Source organism: Streptomyces sp. NPDC058691 (assembly GCF_042714775.1).
Lineage (GTDB): Bacteria > Actinomycetota > Actinomycetes > Streptomycetales > Streptomycetaceae > Actinacidiphila.
The window spans coordinates 19,318-33,877 of the sequence record NZ_JBHXSO010000073.1 but is presented as its reverse complement, the minus strand read 5'-3'; the positions used below and the strand labels follow the sequence as shown (position 1 = coordinate 33,877).

The window sequence follows — 14,560 nt, the reverse complement described above, 5'->3', positions numbered from 1 at the left end:
GGCTGGCCCGCCCGGCGCCGCGAGCACTGGACCCTGCTCGCCCGCGCCCGGGCCGTGGAGTCCCAGGCCTTCGTCCTGGCCTGCGGCACCGCCGGGACGCACGCGGGCGTCGAGCTCGCCGGGCACAGCCTGGTCGTGGACCCCTGGGGCGTGGTCCTCGGCGAGGCGGGCACGGGCGAGGAAGTGCTCACCGTGGATCTCGACCCCGGCCTCGTCGCCAAGACCCGCGCCGACTTCCCGGTGCTGCGGGACCGCGTCCTCGGCGTTCCCGCGCCCGATAAGGACCGGTAAGGGACCATCGGCCCCGCAGCTGGGGGCGGAGTGCTCTGCGCTCACGGCCCACCGCCCCGGCAAGGTGGGAGCCATGGAGTTCGAGGGGCACGCTGCGCTGGCGTTGCTGGGAAAGGTCCGGTACGGGCGGCTGGCGCTGACCCGCCGGGCCCTGCCGTACATCGCCGTCGCGCGGCACGTCGTCCACGACGGAGCCGTACTGATCCGCACCCGTCGCACCTGGGGCGTGGACGGCACCGTCGTCGCCTACCAGGCGGACGACGTGGAAGCGGGGTGGGCGGTGCAATTCCTCGGGACGGCGCGGGCCTTCGAACCCTCGGAGGAGCAGCGGGCGCTTTTCGGCGCAGAAACTCGAAACGATACAACCCCGTCGCCGGGCTATGTGTACGTACGCCTCGACCCGCGAGTCCACCACCGAAATGATCTAGCATCTGCCTGGTGATCGGGAGTACGGCGACGGCGCCGCCCTCCGGCGGGACCCTGCACGCCCTGCTGCGCCGATACGCCGACGCCGGCGATCCGCTGTCCTGCGAACCCGTGGCCCAGGGCCTGCTCAACAAGGGCTTCCGGCTGGCCACCACCCGCGGCAGCTTCTTCCTCAAGCTGTACGTCGAACCCGCCACCGCCGACTCCGCGGTCATCGCCCGCCAGCACCGCGCCACCCAGCGCCTCGGCGCGCTCGGCCTGCCCGTCGCCCCGCCGCTGCCCGACGCCGACGGCCGCACCGTCGCCGAACTCGACGGGCGCCGCTTCGCGCTCTACCCCTGGGTCGAGGGCCGGCACCGCGACGGGAGTGAACTGACCACCGCCGAGTCCCGGCGCCTCGGCGCCCTGCTCGGCCTCGTCCACACCCTGCTCGCACAGGTGCAGCCCGCCCCCGGCGAGGAGCCCGGCCGTCCGCCGGGCGGCCACGCCGGCGCCGATCCCGAGGACACCTACGCCCTCATCCAGACGCTGCTGCGGCGGGTGCGCGACCAGACGCCGCGCGAGGCGTTCGACGAACTCGCCGAGTACCGGCTCGTGGAGCGGCGCGCGCTGCTCGACCGGCACGCCCACCGGCGCCCGCCGGAACCCGACACGGCCGAACCCGTCACCGGCTGGGTGCACGGCGACTTCCACCCGCTCAACCTGCTCTACCGCGAGGACGAACCCGTCGCCATCGTCGACTGGGACCGGCTGGGCGTACAACCGCGCGCCGAGGAGGCCGTACGGGCCGCCGCCATCTTCTTCGTGACGCCCGGCGGCACCCTGGAACTGGACAAGATCCGCTCCTACGCGCGCGCCTACCGCCGCGCCGCCGCCGTCCCGGAGGCCGAACTCGCCGCCGCCGTGCACCGCGTGTGGTGGGAACGGCTCAACGACTTCTGGATGCTGAGCTGGCGCTACCTGCGCGACGACCGGCGCGCCGATCCGCTCTTCCCGGCCTCGTCCGCCCTGGTCGTCTGGTGGACCGGGGCGTACGAGGCCGTCATGGACGCCTTCACGGAGTGAGGCCGCCCGCGCCGGCTGCGGCACCGGCGCTGGTGTCACCACTGCCGCCGTTGCCCCCGCCCGTCTCCCCGGGGCCGCCGTTGCCCCCGGCCGTCTCCCCGCTGCCGCCCTCGCTCGTTTCGCCGCCCGTGGCCGTCGCGCTGGGCGTCGTGGTGGGCGGCGCGGAGGTGGCAGGCGCGGACGGAGTGGTCGGGGCCGACTGGGTCTGCGTGGGCTGCAGCGTGGGCGACGAGGAGAACGACGGGCTCGAACTGTGCGACGGCTGACCGGAGATCGTGCCGGTGGTGTCCTGTGTGCTGCCGCCCTTTGTGGGCTCCTGGTTCGGCTGCTCCGAGGACTGCGTCGTGGTCTGCGACTGCGTCGGCGTCACGTCGTCGGCCGGGGGCTTGTTCCCGTCACCGGTGTGGGCGACCGCGAAGTAGATGCCGAGCGCGACCGCGAGCACGGCCGCGACCACGAACAGGGCGGGTTTCACCCAGCGGTTGCCGTCGCCCCCGCCGGGCGGACGGTGGTCGCCGTAGGCGTGGCCGCCGTGGCCTCCGTCATCGCCCCCGGGCGGGCCGAGGAGCAGCGGGGCCTGGAACTCCGCGGTGGTGTGCTCCGGGTGCGGCTGGGCGTACTGGCCCTGCGTGCCCATCGCCGGCGTGGAGCCCCCGTTGTGCGCCGGCACGAAACCGGTGTCCCAGGTGCCCGTGTGGCCGCCGCGTTCGTGCAGCATGCCCAGCGCGTACTGGACGACGCCGCGCATCTCCTCGGCGCTCTGGAAGCGGTCGTCGGGATGCTTGGCCAGCGCGTGCAGCACCAGGCCGTCCAGCTCCGGCGGCACGCGGTCGCTGGCCTGCGACGGCGGGCGGGCCTCGTCCTGCACATGCTGGTAGACCACCGACAGCGGGGTCTCGCCGGTGAACGGCGGCCGCAGCGCGAGGAGTTCGTACAGCAGGCAGCCCGTCGCGTACAGGTCGGAGCGCGCGTCGACGGTCTTGCCGAGCGCCTGCTCCGGCGACAGGTACTGCGGGGTGCCCATGACCATGCCGGTCTGCGTCATCGTGGTGGAGGCGCCGTGCAGCGCCCGCGCGATGCCGAAGTCCATCACCTTCACCGCGCCGGTGTTGGTGATGATGACGTTCGCGGGCTTGATGTCCCGGTGCACGATGCCGTGCGCGTGGCTGTAGGACAGCGCTTCGAGCACGCCCGAGACGATGATCAGCGCCTGGTCCACCGGCGGCGGCTCGTCCGAACCGACCAGCAGATCGCGGATGGTCTTGCCCTCGACCAGTTCCATGACGATGTACGGGACGGTGCCGTTCGGCGTGACGTCCTCGCCCGTGTCGTAGACCGCCACCACCGCATGGTGGTTGAGCCCCGCGACGGACTGCGCCTCGCGCGTGAACCGGGCCTTGGAGACCGGGTCCTCCGCCAGGTCCGAGCGCAGCAGCTTCACCGCCACCGTCCGCCCGAGCCGTACGTCCTCGGCGGCGAAGACCTCCGCCATACCGCCGCGGCCCAGCCGCCCGGTCAGCCGGTAACGTCCGTCACCCACCAGTCCCGAGGCGCCCCAGTGCTCCGGCGAATCGGGCACACCCGAACCACCGGCAGAGGGCTCGTCCGTGCCGCCGGCGGCTGTCGTCTGTGCCATCAGTCCTCGCCGTCGATCGTCGCCGTACAGGGTCCTCCGGCGGACCACGCTACCGCGTTCCGCGGCGGTCGTGTGGCTGAGCCACTTGCGAAGGGATTCATACGCATCCGGTGACGAACAGGTCAACGAACTTGACCTGAGTAGGGGGTGGGGCAGACTTGGCGGTCAGGGTAGGGACAAGCGTCTTGTGCGTACGTCTGGTGCGCTCAGGGGGACGTTCAAGGGGACGGGTAGGTATGAGCGGGGACGGCGCGCGGGGCTCACATGCGGGGCGTTCGGTCGGCGGCGGCCGCTATGTGCTGCGCGATCTGCTGGGGCAGGGGGGCATGGCCTCGGTGCACCTGGCCCATGACACCGTGCTCGACCGCCCCGTGGCCGTCAAGACCCTGCACTCCGACCTCGGCCGGGAGCAGTCCTTCCGCGAGCGGTTCCGGCGCGAGGCGCAGGCCGTCGCGAAGCTCAACCACACCAACATCGTCTCGGTCTTCGACTCGGGCGAGGACGTCGTCGACGGCGCCGTGGTGCCGTACATCGTCATGGAGTACGTCGAGGGAAAGCCGCTGCGCGCGGTGCTCGACGAGGACATCGCGCGGTTCGGCGCGATGCCGACGGAGAAGGCCCTGAAGATCGTCTCCGACGTGCTGGCGGCGCTCTCCGAGAGCCACGGCGTGGGCCTGGTGCACCGCGACATCAAGCCGGGCAACGTGATGCTGACCCGACGCGGCGTCGTCAAGGTGATGGACTTCGGCATCGCCCGCGCGATGCAGTCCGGCGTCACGTCGATGACGCAGACCGGCATGGTGGTCGGCACCCCGCAGTACCTCTCCCCCGAGCAGGCGCTGGGGCGGGGCGTGGACGAGCGCTCCGACCTGTACTCGGTGGGCTGCATGCTCTTCGAGCTGCTCACCGGGCGGCTGCCCTTCGAGGGGGACTCGCCGCTGTCCATCGCGTACCAGCACGTCCAGGAGCTGCCGCCGGCCCCCTCGGGGCTCAACCGGGCGATAACGCCCGACACGGACGCCCTCGTCGCCCGCGCCCTGCGGAAGAACCCGGCCGAGCGCTTCCCGACCGCCGACACGATGAAGGACGAGACGGACCGCGTGGCCGCGCCCGAGCGGGGCACCGGCGCGACCCCGTTGATCATCAGCGCGGGCCCTCGGGCCCGCGGCCGCGGCGAGGCGGTCTCACAGGCGGTCTTCCCGCCGGTCCAGGGCGATCTGCGGACCCCGCAGCCCCCCGTGCAGCAGCCCTACCAGTCGCACCCACACCAGCCGCACCAGCCGCAGACCCAGCCGACGCCGTACCAGGGCGGCTGGGGCCAGGCCGCGCAGACCCCGCCGCCGGGCCCCCGGCCCGCGTACGGCTACCCGCAGAACGGCGGGCAGCCCACCACCCCCTACACGGTGCAGCCCAACCAGCCCTCCGGGGGCGGCCGCCGGGGCGGCAGGGGGTCGACGGCGGTCGTCGCCATCGGCGCCACGGTCGCGGTCATCGCGATCGTCGTGGTCGTGGCCATCGCCTTGTCGCTCAAGGACAACGACAACACCGGCGCCGACGGCCGCACACCGACGCACAACACCCAGGCGAGCACGCCCGCGACGGACCGGGGCAACCCCTCCCAGGCCTCCGGCGACGACAACCAGCCCACGCCGAGAGTCAGCCAGGCCGACCAGAGCCGCACCATCGACACCGAGCGCTGCACCGAGGCCACCAAGAACTACCAGGACGACAACTCGGTGATCATGCCGGACTTCTTCACCAAGTACGTGGACTCGGTGAAGGCCTGCATGACGGAGGCGGGCTGGAAGTACGAGATCAAGTACCGCAACGAGCAGGTCTACGGAAAGGGTGCGGTCATCGACCAGCAGCCCAACCGCTACGACCCGCTCAATGCCGGGGACACCATCACCATCTGGGTCTCCACCGGCAAGAGCGGCTGAGCGGCGCGCCTGTACCTACGGGTACGGAGGTGGTCCGCCCGGCAACGGCGCGGAGGGACCCCCACGTACCTACAGGTACGGACCCGAGCGGGCCCCGCCCGGCAGGTGCCCGTCCTCGTCGCCCTCGTGGACGGCGCCGGGCGGCAGCGCCCGACGCATCTGCTCCAGCTGGGCCCGGGCCGCCATCTGCTGAGCGAACAGCGCCGTCTGGATGCCGTGGAAGAGGCCCTCCAGCCAGCCCACCAGCTGCGCCTGCGCGATCCGCAGTTCGGCGTCGCTCGGGACGCCGTCCTCGGCGAAGGGCAGCGAAAGCCGCTCCAGCTCCTCGACCAGCTCGGGGGCCAGCCCCGCCTCCAGCTCCTTGACGGAGCTGTGGTGGATCTCCTTCAGGCGCGCCCGGCTGGCCTCGTCCAGCGGCGCCGCCTTGACCTCCTCCAGAAGCTGCTTGATCATGCTGCCGATCCGCATGACCTTCGCGGGCTGTTCGACCATCTCCGTCACGGGGACCTCGCGCTGCTCGTCGCCTTCTCCGGCGCGTCCGGCGTGTCCGCCGCCGAGGGCCATCCCGTCCGGGCCGACGACCAGGACCTGCGGGCTCTCCTGCGACCGTTCGTTCATCGGCATCTCCATGCCGCCATTGTCGCGCACCGGCGCTTGCGAAGGTTTTCTGCCCCCTCAAAGCCCGCGCTACCCCCATTGGACAGCGCTGCGCCAACGGATGCCCGCGCACTGTGGGGGCGGGCGGGACAAAACCCGCCCCCACAAGCCTCACCCACCACGCCGCAAGCGCCACCCGAGAAACCCCAGGCCCAGGCCGATCAGAAGCAGCCCCGCGCCGAGCGGCAGCACCTCCAGGACCCGCCCCGTGGGGGTCGGCACGGCCTCGGGGCCCGAGGACTCCCCGTCGTCCACGAAGACCTGCTGCGGTCCCTGCGACACCGGCTGCCCGGTCGGCTCCGCCGGCGGCCGCTCCGGGCGGCCGGGATGCCGCCGTCCCTCGCCGGGCACGCTCCCGGCCCGCCCGGCCGGCCCGCCCGGCCCCACCGCGGGCGGGGCACTCGGCCTGGTGCCCGGCACAGTGCCGGACGCGGTGCCGGGCACGGTGCCCGCCGTGACACCGAGCCCGGCCACGACCGCGGAGGCGGCCGCCACCGCACGTCGCCAGTCCATGCGCCCAGCGTCACACGGGGGCCCGGGCCGGGCACCCCGTGGACCGGCTGCCTAGACCGTCAGAAGGACCTTGCCCACGTGGCTGCTCTCCTCGACCACGCCGTGCGCCTGCGCCGCTTGCCCCATGGGGAAGGTACGGTCCACCACCGGGGCGACCGTGCCCGTCTCGAACAGCGGCCACACGTGCTCGCGGACGGCGGCGACGATCGCCGCCTTCTCCTCCAGCGGGCGCCCGCGCAGCGAGGTCGCCGTGACCGCGGCCCGCTTGCTGAGGAGCTTGCCGAGGTTGAGCTCGCCCTTGACGCCGCCCTGCAGGCCGATGACGGCCAGCCGGCCGTTCACCGCGAGGGCGTCGATGTTCCGGGCCAGGTACTTGGCGCCGATGATGTCGAGGATGACGTCGGCGCCGCCGAACACGTCCCGCACGGCCGTCACGAAGTCCTGGTCGTGGTAGTCGATCCCGAGGTCGGCGCCCAGCTCACGGCAGCGCTCCAGCTTCTCCGCGCTGCCGGCCGTGACGGCGACCTTCGCGCCCACGGCCTTGGCCAGCTGGATCGCCATCGTGCCGATCCCGCTGGAGCCGCCGTGCACGAGCAGCGTCTCGCCCGGGCGCAGGTGGGCCACCATGAAGACGTTCGACCAGACCGTGCACACGACCTCCGGCAGCGCCGCCGCGTCGACGAGCGACACCCCCTTGGGGACGGGCAGCAGCTGGCCGACCGGCACGGCGACCTTCTCCGCGTAGCCGCCGCCCGCCAGCAGCGCGCAGACCTCGTCGCCCACGGCCCAGCCGGTGACGCCGGGGCCGAGCGCGGCGACCCGCCCCGAGCACTCCAGGCCGGGGTAGGGCGACGCGCCGGGCGGCGGATCGTAGGAGCCCTGCCGCTGGAGCAGGTCGGCCCGGTTGACGGCGCTGGCGGTCACCTCGACCAGCACTTCGCCCTGGGCCGCTACGGGATCGGGGACCTCGGCCCAGACAAGCGCTTCCGGGCCGCCGGGTTCGGGGATCGTGATCGCATACATAAAGCCGACGCTACCGCTGCCCGGGCGGAATCGGGTCCTGCCGGTCCACCCTGTGGATAACGATGACCCGGTCGGTCAACTGGAGCACGGCCGCCTCGGAGTCGTCGTGGTCGAGCAGCCGGTGGCCGCGCTTGACGGCCACCACCAAGTCGCCGATCTCCCGGGGGGAGCGCCCGGACTCGGCCTTGGTGACGGGACGCTCGATGAGGTCCAGACCGCTGCCGTAGGTGATCAGCTCCTCCATCACCTCGCCCGCGCTGGGGCTGAGCATCGACATCCCGAGCAGCCGCCCCGCCGCCCCGGAACTGGTGACGACGGCGTTCGCCCCCGACTGCCGCAGCAGCGGGCCGTTCTCCTCCTCGCGGACGGAGGCGACGATGGTGATCCGCGGATTGAGCTGGCGTGCCGTCAAGGAGACCAGGACTGCGGTGTCGTCGCGTTGCGCGGCGATGATGAGCTCCTTGGCGCGCTGGATCTCCGCCCGCATCAGGACGTCGTTGCGCGTCGCGTCGCCCGTCACGCCGACGAAGCCGGCGGCCACCGCCGCGTCCACCGCCTTGGGCTCGGGGTCGACGACCACGATGTTCTTGGCGGGCACGCCGTGACCGGTCAGCGTCCTGGCGGCGGACCGGCCCTTGGTGCCGTATCCGACGATGACGGTGTGGTCGCGCACCGAGGACCTCCAGCGCTGTTGGCGGTACTGCTCGCGGGTACGTTCGGTGAGCACCTCGAGCGTGGTGCCGACCAGGATGATCAGGAAGAGCACGCGCAGCGGCGTCACCAGCAGCACATTGGCCAGCCGGGCGCCCGCGCTGTAGGGGACGATGTCGCCGTAACCGGTGGTGGAGAGGGTGACGGTGGCGTAATACAGGCAGTCGAGGAACGACATCGGGCCGCCCGCGTTGTCGTGGTAGCCGCCGCGATCGGCGTAGACGATGAACACGGTGGCGAACAGGCAGGCCAGCGCCAGCACGAGGCGCCGGCCAACCTGCCGGAGCGGACTGCGGGGGGCGCTGTGCGGCAGCCGGAGGGTCTGCGATCCGTCCTGGCCGCCCCTGGCGGCGCCGTACTTTCCCGGCCCGGCCTGCCGGGGCCGGCGGCCCGAACCGTCCGGGCCGTCGGGACCGCCCGGCCCCGGTGTCACAGGCGCCCCCAGCCCGTCTCCAGGACGGCGGTGATGTCGCCCTTGGCGGCCCCGCCGGGCGGGATCACGGCCATCCCGTCGGCGGTGGCGATGCCGCGCAGCATGGCCGGCCCGCTGAAGCGCAGCGGTACCGCCTGCGACTCCTCGTCCATGAGCACCGGCACCAGCCGGGTGTCGACGGGGTGACCGGGGACGTCGCCGGTGAGGCGTGCCGCCGAGGGCGTCGGCGCCGGCCGGCCCGCGAGCTTGCGCACCAACGGCACGATCAGGGTGAGCACCCCGGAGACGGCCGCCAGCGGATTGCCCGGAAGCCCCACCAAATGGCCCTTCTCGCCGGGTAGTTCGGCGAGCAACATGGGGTGACCCGGCCGTACGGCGACACCGTCCACGAGCAGCCGCGCACCGATACCCGAGAGCACGAGGTGCACGAAGTCGACGGGGCCGCTCGCCGTGCCGCCGGTGGTCACCACCAGGTCGGCGGTGGACGCGGTGACGGCCTCCCGCATCAGGTCGGCGTCGTCCTTGAGGCGGCGGACCGCGACCACGTCGGCGCCCAGCGCGTCCAGCCAGGCGGGCAGCAGCGGGCTCAGCGCGTCCCGCACCCGGCCGGAACCGGGCAGGCCGCGGTCCAGCAACTCGTCGCCGATGACGAGGATTTCGACGGTCGGGCGGACCCTCACCGGCAGCTCGTCATAGCCCGCGGCGGCGGCCAGGCCCAGCACGGCGGGCGTCACGAGGACACCGGCGGCCAGCAACTCGTCGCCGCTGCGGCACTCCTGGCCGCGCGGGCGCACGTCCTGGCCGGGTCCGGGGGCGCCGCGTGTGGCGTGCAGCAGGCCGTCCGGGCCGACACGGCTGTGCTCGCTGCGCAGCACGGCGGTCGTCCCGGCCGGGAGCAGGGCTCCGGTGGCGATGCCGGTCGCGTGGCCGTCCGGCAGTGCGGTGCGGGCGCGTTCACCGGCCAGCACCCGGCCCTCGGGCCGCCAGGGGCCCGGGCCGGCGACCGCCCAGCCGTCCATCGCGGAGGTGTCGAAGGACGGCAGGTCGGTCAGGGCCACCAGCGGCTCGGCGAGCGCGCTGCCGAGGGCCTGCCCGAGCGGCGTGAGGACGCGCCGGAGGGGCGAGGCCGCCGCGGCGGCGATGCGGCGGGCCTCGGGCCAGGAGGTGCCCCGGCCGGCGTGAGGTGCGTGCGGGGGGTGCGGGATGTCGGTGTCCTGGGGGGCGTGGGGCGCCCGGCCGTCGCCTTCGGCGCGCGGGGTGGCCGCGGCGTGCCGGACGGGGTCGCGACGCGCGTTGGCGAGGGCGAGTGCCTGGTCCAGCTCGTCGTCCACGGCCGCCTCGGCGGCCGCGAGGTCGACCGGGGGAGCGGTGTCCCGCACGGCCTGCCCGCCGGTCCCGTCGGGCGTGCCCGGAACGCTCATGCCTCCGCTTCCCCTGCGTCCGCCTCCTTCGCCCAGCGTTCGGCCAGTTCGGCCGCGCGCCGGGCGGCCTCGGCGACGGCCTGTTCACCGCCGCCGGCCGCGGCGGCCGCATAGCCGACCAGGAAGGTGGTGAGGGGCGCCGCGGGGCGCGCCACACCGTGCGCGGCATCGCGCGCGAGATCCAGCAGCACACCGGTGTCGACGTCGAGGTCGATGCCCAGTTCCGCCTTGACAGTGGCAATCCATTCGTCCAGCACGGTCCCATGCTCCCTGATGCGGGCCCTCGCTGTGGAGAGGTCGTCCCAGGTGTCGCAGTCGAAAGAGGCCTGCCCGGTGGGGTCGGCCAGCCGCCGCAGCCGCAGTTCCGCGGTGAGCAGGCGCAGCGGCAGACCGGACAGGCCGCCGTGCTCCGCGGCGAGCAGCGCGATCTCACGTCGCAGCGACTCCGCGCGGTAGGCCGCCGCCAGCGGCTGGTCGCGGCCGTCCGGGTCGGTGAGGACGACGCCGTCGTGATCCTGTCCGGACTCCCGGTCACCGAGCGCCGCGAGCAGCGCCCGTACCGTCGCGGAGGACAGGAAGGGCAGATCGGCGGCGAGCACCAGCACCACGTCGGCGGTCACGCCCGCGCGCAGTCCCGCCGCGAGGGCGGGCAGCGGTCCGCCGCCGGGCGGTTCCTCACGGGCCCAGACGACCGGGCGGGCGGTGGCGCGGCGCGGGCCGACGACGACCGTCGTGCCCGCGCCGGCGCATGCGTCCAGGACCCGGTCGATCAACGCCCGGCCGGCCACCGGCAGTCCGGGCTTGTCGGCCCCGCCGAGGCGCCGCGCGGCACCGCCGGCGAGGACGACCGCGTCGAAGGGCTCGTCATGGGGCACGGCCGCGCCCGGCTGCGGAGTCATGCCCGGAGTATGGCCCAATGAGCCCCGCTCACACCCCCCGCAGCAGAACCGCCGGCTGCTCCACACAGTCGGCCACGTAGCGCAGGAATCCGCCGGCGGTGCCGCCGTCGCAGACCCGGTGGTCGAAGGTGAACGACAGCTGCACGACCTGACGCACCGCCAACTCGCCTTGGTGCACCCACGGCTTGGGTGCTATGCGGCCGACTCCCAGCATCGCGGCCTCGGGGTGGTTGATGATCGGCGTGGAGCCGTCGACGCCGAAGACGCCGTAGTTGTTGAGCGTGAAGGTGCCGCCGGTCAGTTCGGCCGGGGTCAGCCGGCCGGCCCGCGCGGCCTCGGTGAGCCGGGCGATCTCCGCCGACAGCTCCTCCGTGCTGCGCGTCTGCGCGTCGCGGACGACGGGGACGACCAGGCCCCGGTCGGTCTGGGCCGCGAAGCCCAGGTGCACGGCGGGCAGCCGGACGATCTCGCGCCGCTCGGTGTCCACCATGGCGTTGAGGTCGGGGTGACGGGTGAGCGCCGCGGTGCAGATCCGCGCGAGCAGGGCGAGGACGGACACCTTGGGACCGCCCGCCGCGTTCATCGCGGCCCGCGCCGCGAGCAGTTCGGTGGCGTCGGCGTCCACCCAGCACGTGGCGTCCGGGATCTCCCGGCGGCTGCGGCTGAGCTTGTCGGCGACGGCTCCGCGGATGCCCTTCAGCGGTATGCGGGTGCCCTCGGCGGCGACCGCTGGCGCGGTCACCGACGCGGGGGAGGCGGCGGGGACGGAAGCGGGCGCCGCGATGGCGCGCTCGACATCCGCGCGCAGGATCAGCCCGTCCGGGCCGCTCCCCTTCAGCGCGCGCAGTTCGAGCCCGTGCTCGCGGGCGATGCGCCGCACCAGCGGCGAGATGACCGCCACCGGCCCGGTCGCCCGGTCGTCCGCCGCGACCGCGACCGGCGCCACGGGGACAACAGGGGCGGGGGCGGGGGCGGACAGCGCGGCAGTCTGCGGGGCCGCGGGCGCGAGGGCCTGGCGCACCCGGCGACGCCGGGCCGCGGGACCGCTCGTCCCGTAACCGACCAGGACGTTCCCCGAGCCGGACTCCCCGTTGGCGGACGGCCCGTCGGCGCCGACGGGGACGGCGTCCTCAGGGGACTGCGACTCCACGGCAACGGTGATCAGCGGGCGTCCGACGTCGAGGGTCTCGCCCTCTTCCCCGAAGCGGGCGGTGACGACTCCCCCATAGGGGCACGGCACCTCCACCACGGCCTTGGCCGTCTCGACCTCGACGACCGGCTGGTCGATGGCGACGACGTCACCGACCCGCACCATCCACCGCACGATCTCGGCCTCGGTCAGGCCCTCTCCGAGATCGGGCAGCGTGAACTCGCGGACGACGGCCATCACGCCCCCTCCCACTGCAGCCGGCCGACCGTGTCGAGGATGCGGTCGACACCGGGCAGGTGGTGCCGCTCCAGCATCGGCGGCGGATACGGGATGTCGAACCCGGCGACCCGCAGGACCGGGGCCTCCAGGTAGTGGAAGCACCGCTCGGTGACCCGGGCGGCGATCTCCGCGCCGATGCCGCCGAAGCCGGAGGCCTCCTGGACGACCACCGCGCGCCCGGTGCGCCGCACCGACGCCGCCACCGTCTCGTCGTCGAAGGGCACCAGGCTGCGCAGGTCCACGACCTCCAGGTCCCAGCCCTCCTGCACGGCGGCCTCCGCGGCCTCCATGCAGACCGGCACCGAGGGGCCGTAGGTGATGAGCGTCGCCGAGCGGCCCGGGCGCCGGACCACCGCCTTGCCGATCGGCGCCACCTCTTGCGGTGCCTCCGCCGACCAGTCGGCCTTGGACCAGTACAGCCGCTTGGGCTCCAGGAAGATCACCGGGTCGTCGGAGGCTATCGAGGCGCGCAGCAGTCCGTAGGCGTCGGCGACGGTGGCCGGGGTCACGACATGCAGTCCGGGGGTGTGCGTGTAGTACGCCTCGGAGGAGTCGCTGTGGTGCTCCACGCCGCCGATGCCACCGCCGTAGGGCACGCGGATGGTGATCGGCAGCGGCATCGCGCCGCGCGTACGGTTGCGCATCCGGGCCACGTGGCTGACCAGCTGCTCGAACGCCGGGTAGGCGAACGCGTCGAACTGCATCTCGACGACGGGGCGCATGCCGTACATCGCCATTCCGACGGCCGTGCCGAGGATGCCGGCCTCGGCGAGCGGGGTGTCGGTGCAGCGGGTGTCGCCGAACTCCGCGGCGAGGCCGTCGGTGATGCGGAAGACGCCGCCGAGGGTGCCGATGTCCTCGCCGAAGAGATGGACGTCGGGATCCGCCGCGAGAGCGTCACGCAGGGCCCGGTTGAGGGCCTGCGCCATGGTGGCGGGCTTGCGCCCGGCGGCGACCGGGGTCGTTGTTGCGGTGCTCATGACTGGGCCTCGGCCTCCAGCTCGGCCTGCAGCATCGCGGCCTGCTCCCGCAGCTGCGGGGTGGGCTCGGCGTAGACGTGGGCGAACAGATCCATCGGGTCCAGGACCGGGTCCTGGTTCATGCGCTCGCGCAGATCGGCGGCCATGGCCTCGGCGTCCTTCCCGGCCTGGGCGGTCAGCGCTTCGTCGAGCAGGTCACGGGAGCGCAGTTCGCGCTCCAGCACGGCGATCGGGTCGTGCTCGCGCCAGGCCTCGACCTCGGCGTCCTCGCGGTAGCGCGTGGCGTCGTCGGCGTTGGTGTGGGCGTCGATGCGGTAGGTGACGGCCTCCACCAGAGTGGGTCCGCCGCCCTCACGGGCGCGGGCGACGGCTTCGGCGAGCACCGAGTGCACGGCCGCTATGTCGTTTCCGTCCACAAGGCGGCCGGGCATGCCGTAACCGACGGCCTTGTGCGCCAGCGAGGGCGCGGCCGTCTGCTTGGCGAGGGGCACCGAGATGGCGAAGCCGTTGTTCTGCACGAAGAAGACCACGGGCGCGCGCCAGACCGCGGCGAAGTTGAGCGCCTCGTGGAAGTCGCCCTCGCTGGTGCCGCCGTCACCGACCATGGCGAGCGCCACGACGTCGTCGCCCTTGAGGCGCGCGGCGTGCGCGAGGCCGACCGCGTGCGGGAGCTGGGTGGCCAGCGGGGTGCTGAGGGGGGCGACGCGGTGCTCGTGCGGGTCGTAGCCGGTGTGCCAGTCACCGCGCAGCAGCGTCAGCGCCTCGACGGGGTCGACGCCCCGGGCGACGGCGGCGAGGGTGTCGCGATAGCTGGGGAACAGCCAGTCCCGCGGCTCCAGGGCGAGCGCGGCGGCGACCTCGCAGGCCTCCTGACCGGTGCTGGAGGGGTACACGGCGAGCCGGCCCTGCTTCGTCAGCGCGGTGGCCTGCCGGTTGTACCGGCGGCCGCGCACCAGCTGTCCGTACATCGAGGTCAGGAGTCCGGCATCGAGGGCGCCGGCCGCGGGGGTGCCGAGCAGCCGGTACGGCTCGGCATCGGGCAGCAGCGGCGCCGGATCGGTGCGGGGGTGCCAGACAGGCTGGTCCAGGACGGTCATCGCGAGCACCTCCTCGTGGGCGTGTTCGTATCGGGGCAG

At 73.7% G+C, this 14,560-nt stretch carries 14 protein-coding genes; 4 read left to right on the top strand and 10 right to left on the bottom strand.

Annotated features, from left to right (window positions below):
- From ACFWVC_RS34390 to ACFWVC_RS34380, 3 genes are all read left to right on the top strand, one after another.
- A partial coding sequence (locus ACFWVC_RS34390; RefSeq protein WP_384296713.1) for a nitrilase-related carbon-nitrogen hydrolase occupies positions 1–291 on the top strand: 291 nt, incomplete at its 5' end.
- Positions 292–364: 73 nt separating this feature from the next.
- A complete protein-coding gene (locus ACFWVC_RS34385; protein ID WP_384296712.1) occupies positions 365–733 on the top strand; it encodes a pyridoxamine 5'-phosphate oxidase family protein in 369 nt (122 codons plus the stop codon).
- On the top strand, positions 727–1,782 hold the full coding sequence (locus ACFWVC_RS34380) for a phosphotransferase (protein ID WP_384296715.1): 1,056 nt from the start codon (positions 727–729) through the stop codon (positions 1,780–1,782). Before ACFWVC_RS34385 ends, ACFWVC_RS34380 begins: the two co-directional genes overlap by 7 nt.
- Here ACFWVC_RS34380 and ACFWVC_RS34375 read toward each other — a convergent pair.
- Complete coding sequence (locus ACFWVC_RS34375) at positions 1,772–3,418, bottom strand: protein kinase (RefSeq protein ID WP_384296711.1); 1,647 nt, start codon at positions 3,416–3,418, stop codon at positions 1,772–1,774. The two genes, ACFWVC_RS34380 and ACFWVC_RS34375, sit on opposite strands and share 11 nt — an antisense overlap.
- Before the next feature lie 236 nt (positions 3,419–3,654).
- Here ACFWVC_RS34375 and ACFWVC_RS34370 point away from each other — a divergent pair, with 236 nt between their 5' ends.
- On the top strand, positions 3,655–5,358 hold the full coding sequence (locus tag ACFWVC_RS34370) for a protein kinase (protein WP_384296710.1): 1,704 nt from the start codon (positions 3,655–3,657) through the stop codon (positions 5,356–5,358).
- Between the two features lie 69 nt (positions 5,359–5,427).
- Here ACFWVC_RS34370 and ACFWVC_RS34365 read toward each other — a convergent pair whose 3' ends face one another.
- The 9 genes from ACFWVC_RS34365 to pdhA form a co-directional block, all read right to left on the bottom strand.
- On the bottom strand, positions 5,428–5,988 hold the full coding sequence (locus ACFWVC_RS34365) for a bacterial proteasome activator family protein (protein WP_319660067.1): 561 nt from the start codon (positions 5,986–5,988) through the stop codon (positions 5,428–5,430).
- 138 nt (positions 5,989–6,126) lie between these two features.
- The gene (locus ACFWVC_RS34360; protein ID WP_384296709.1) at positions 6,127–6,528 is read right to left on the bottom strand and encodes a hypothetical protein; all 402 of its coding nucleotides are present in this window, start codon (positions 6,526–6,528) and stop codon (positions 6,127–6,129) included.
- 51 nt (positions 6,529–6,579) lie between these two features.
- On the bottom strand, positions 6,580–7,551 hold the full coding sequence (locus tag ACFWVC_RS34355; protein ID WP_384296708.1) for an NAD(P)H-quinone oxidoreductase: 972 nt from the start codon (positions 7,549–7,551) through the stop codon (positions 6,580–6,582).
- A gap of 10 nt (positions 7,552–7,561) precedes the next feature.
- A complete protein-coding gene (locus ACFWVC_RS34350) occupies positions 7,562–8,575 on the bottom strand; it encodes a potassium channel family protein (RefSeq protein WP_384296714.1) in 1,014 nt (337 codons plus the stop codon).
- A 116-nt stretch (positions 8,576–8,691) separates the two neighbouring features.
- Positions 8,692–10,116 (bottom strand): molybdopterin molybdotransferase MoeA, encoded by a 1,425-nt coding sequence (locus ACFWVC_RS34345; protein WP_384296707.1) that lies wholly within the window; start codon positions 10,114–10,116, stop codon positions 8,692–8,694.
- On the bottom strand, positions 10,113–11,015 hold the full coding sequence (locus tag ACFWVC_RS34340; protein WP_384296706.1) for an NTP transferase domain-containing protein: 903 nt from the start codon (positions 11,013–11,015) through the stop codon (positions 10,113–10,115). The genes ACFWVC_RS34345 and ACFWVC_RS34340 overlap by 4 nt, the downstream gene beginning before the upstream one ends.
- Positions 11,016–11,043: 28 nt before the next feature.
- Positions 11,044–12,402 carry a dihydrolipoamide acetyltransferase family protein gene (locus ACFWVC_RS34335; RefSeq protein ID WP_384296705.1) on the bottom strand — a complete coding sequence of 453 codons (1,359 nt, stop codon included), beginning with the start codon at positions 12,400–12,402 and terminating at the stop codon, positions 11,044–11,046.
- The gene (locus ACFWVC_RS34330; protein WP_384296704.1) at positions 12,402–13,424 is read right to left on the bottom strand and encodes an alpha-ketoacid dehydrogenase subunit beta; all 1,023 of its coding nucleotides are present in this window, start codon (positions 13,422–13,424) and stop codon (positions 12,402–12,404) included. The genes ACFWVC_RS34335 and ACFWVC_RS34330 overlap by 1 nt, the downstream gene beginning before the upstream one ends.
- Positions 13,421–14,521 carry a pyruvate dehydrogenase (acetyl-transferring) E1 component subunit alpha gene (pdhA, locus tag ACFWVC_RS34325; RefSeq protein WP_384296703.1) on the bottom strand — a complete coding sequence of 367 codons (1,101 nt, stop codon included), beginning with the start codon at positions 14,519–14,521 and terminating at the stop codon, positions 13,421–13,423. Before pdhA ends, ACFWVC_RS34330 begins: the two co-directional genes overlap by 4 nt.
- Between the last annotated feature and the right edge of the window lie 39 nt (positions 14,522–14,560).

Bases quoted from the DNA above. Each gene is read 5' to 3' on its own strand.
- ACFWVC_RS34345 (WP_384296707.1), bottom strand. From the start codon at position 10,116: ATGAGCGTTCCGGGCACGCCCGACGGGACCGGCGGGCAGGCCGTGCGG.
- ACFWVC_RS34355 (WP_384296708.1), bottom strand. From the start codon at position 7,551: ATGTATGCGATCACGATCCCCGAACCCGGCGGCCCGGAAGCGCTTGTC.
- ACFWVC_RS34365 (WP_319660067.1), bottom strand. From the start codon at position 5,988: ATGGAGATGCCGATGAACGAACGGTCGCAGGAGAGCCCGCAGGTCCTG.
- ACFWVC_RS34335 (WP_384296705.1), bottom strand. From the start codon at position 12,402: ATGGCCGTCGTCCGCGAGTTCACGCTGCCCGATCTCGGAGAGGGCCTG.
- pdhA (WP_384296703.1), bottom strand. From the start codon at position 14,521: ATGACCGTCCTGGACCAGCCTGTCTGGCACCCCCGCACCGATCCGGCG.
- ACFWVC_RS34375 (WP_384296711.1), bottom strand. From the start codon at position 3,418: ATGGCACAGACGACAGCCGCCGGCGGCACGGACGAGCCCTCTGCCGGT.
- ACFWVC_RS34385 (WP_384296712.1), top strand. From the start codon at position 365: ATGGAGTTCGAGGGGCACGCTGCGCTGGCGTTGCTGGGAAAGGTCCGG.
- ACFWVC_RS34370 (WP_384296710.1), top strand. From the start codon at position 3,655: ATGAGCGGGGACGGCGCGCGGGGCTCACATGCGGGGCGTTCGGTCGGC.
- ACFWVC_RS34330 (WP_384296704.1), bottom strand. From the start codon at position 13,424: ATGAGCACCGCAACAACGACCCCGGTCGCCGCCGGGCGCAAGCCCGCC.
- ACFWVC_RS34340 (WP_384296706.1), bottom strand. From the start codon at position 11,015: ATGACTCCGCAGCCGGGCGCGGCCGTGCCCCATGACGAGCCCTTCGAC.
- ACFWVC_RS34360 (WP_384296709.1), bottom strand. From the start codon at position 6,528: ATGGACTGGCGACGTGCGGTGGCGGCCGCCTCCGCGGTCGTGGCCGGG.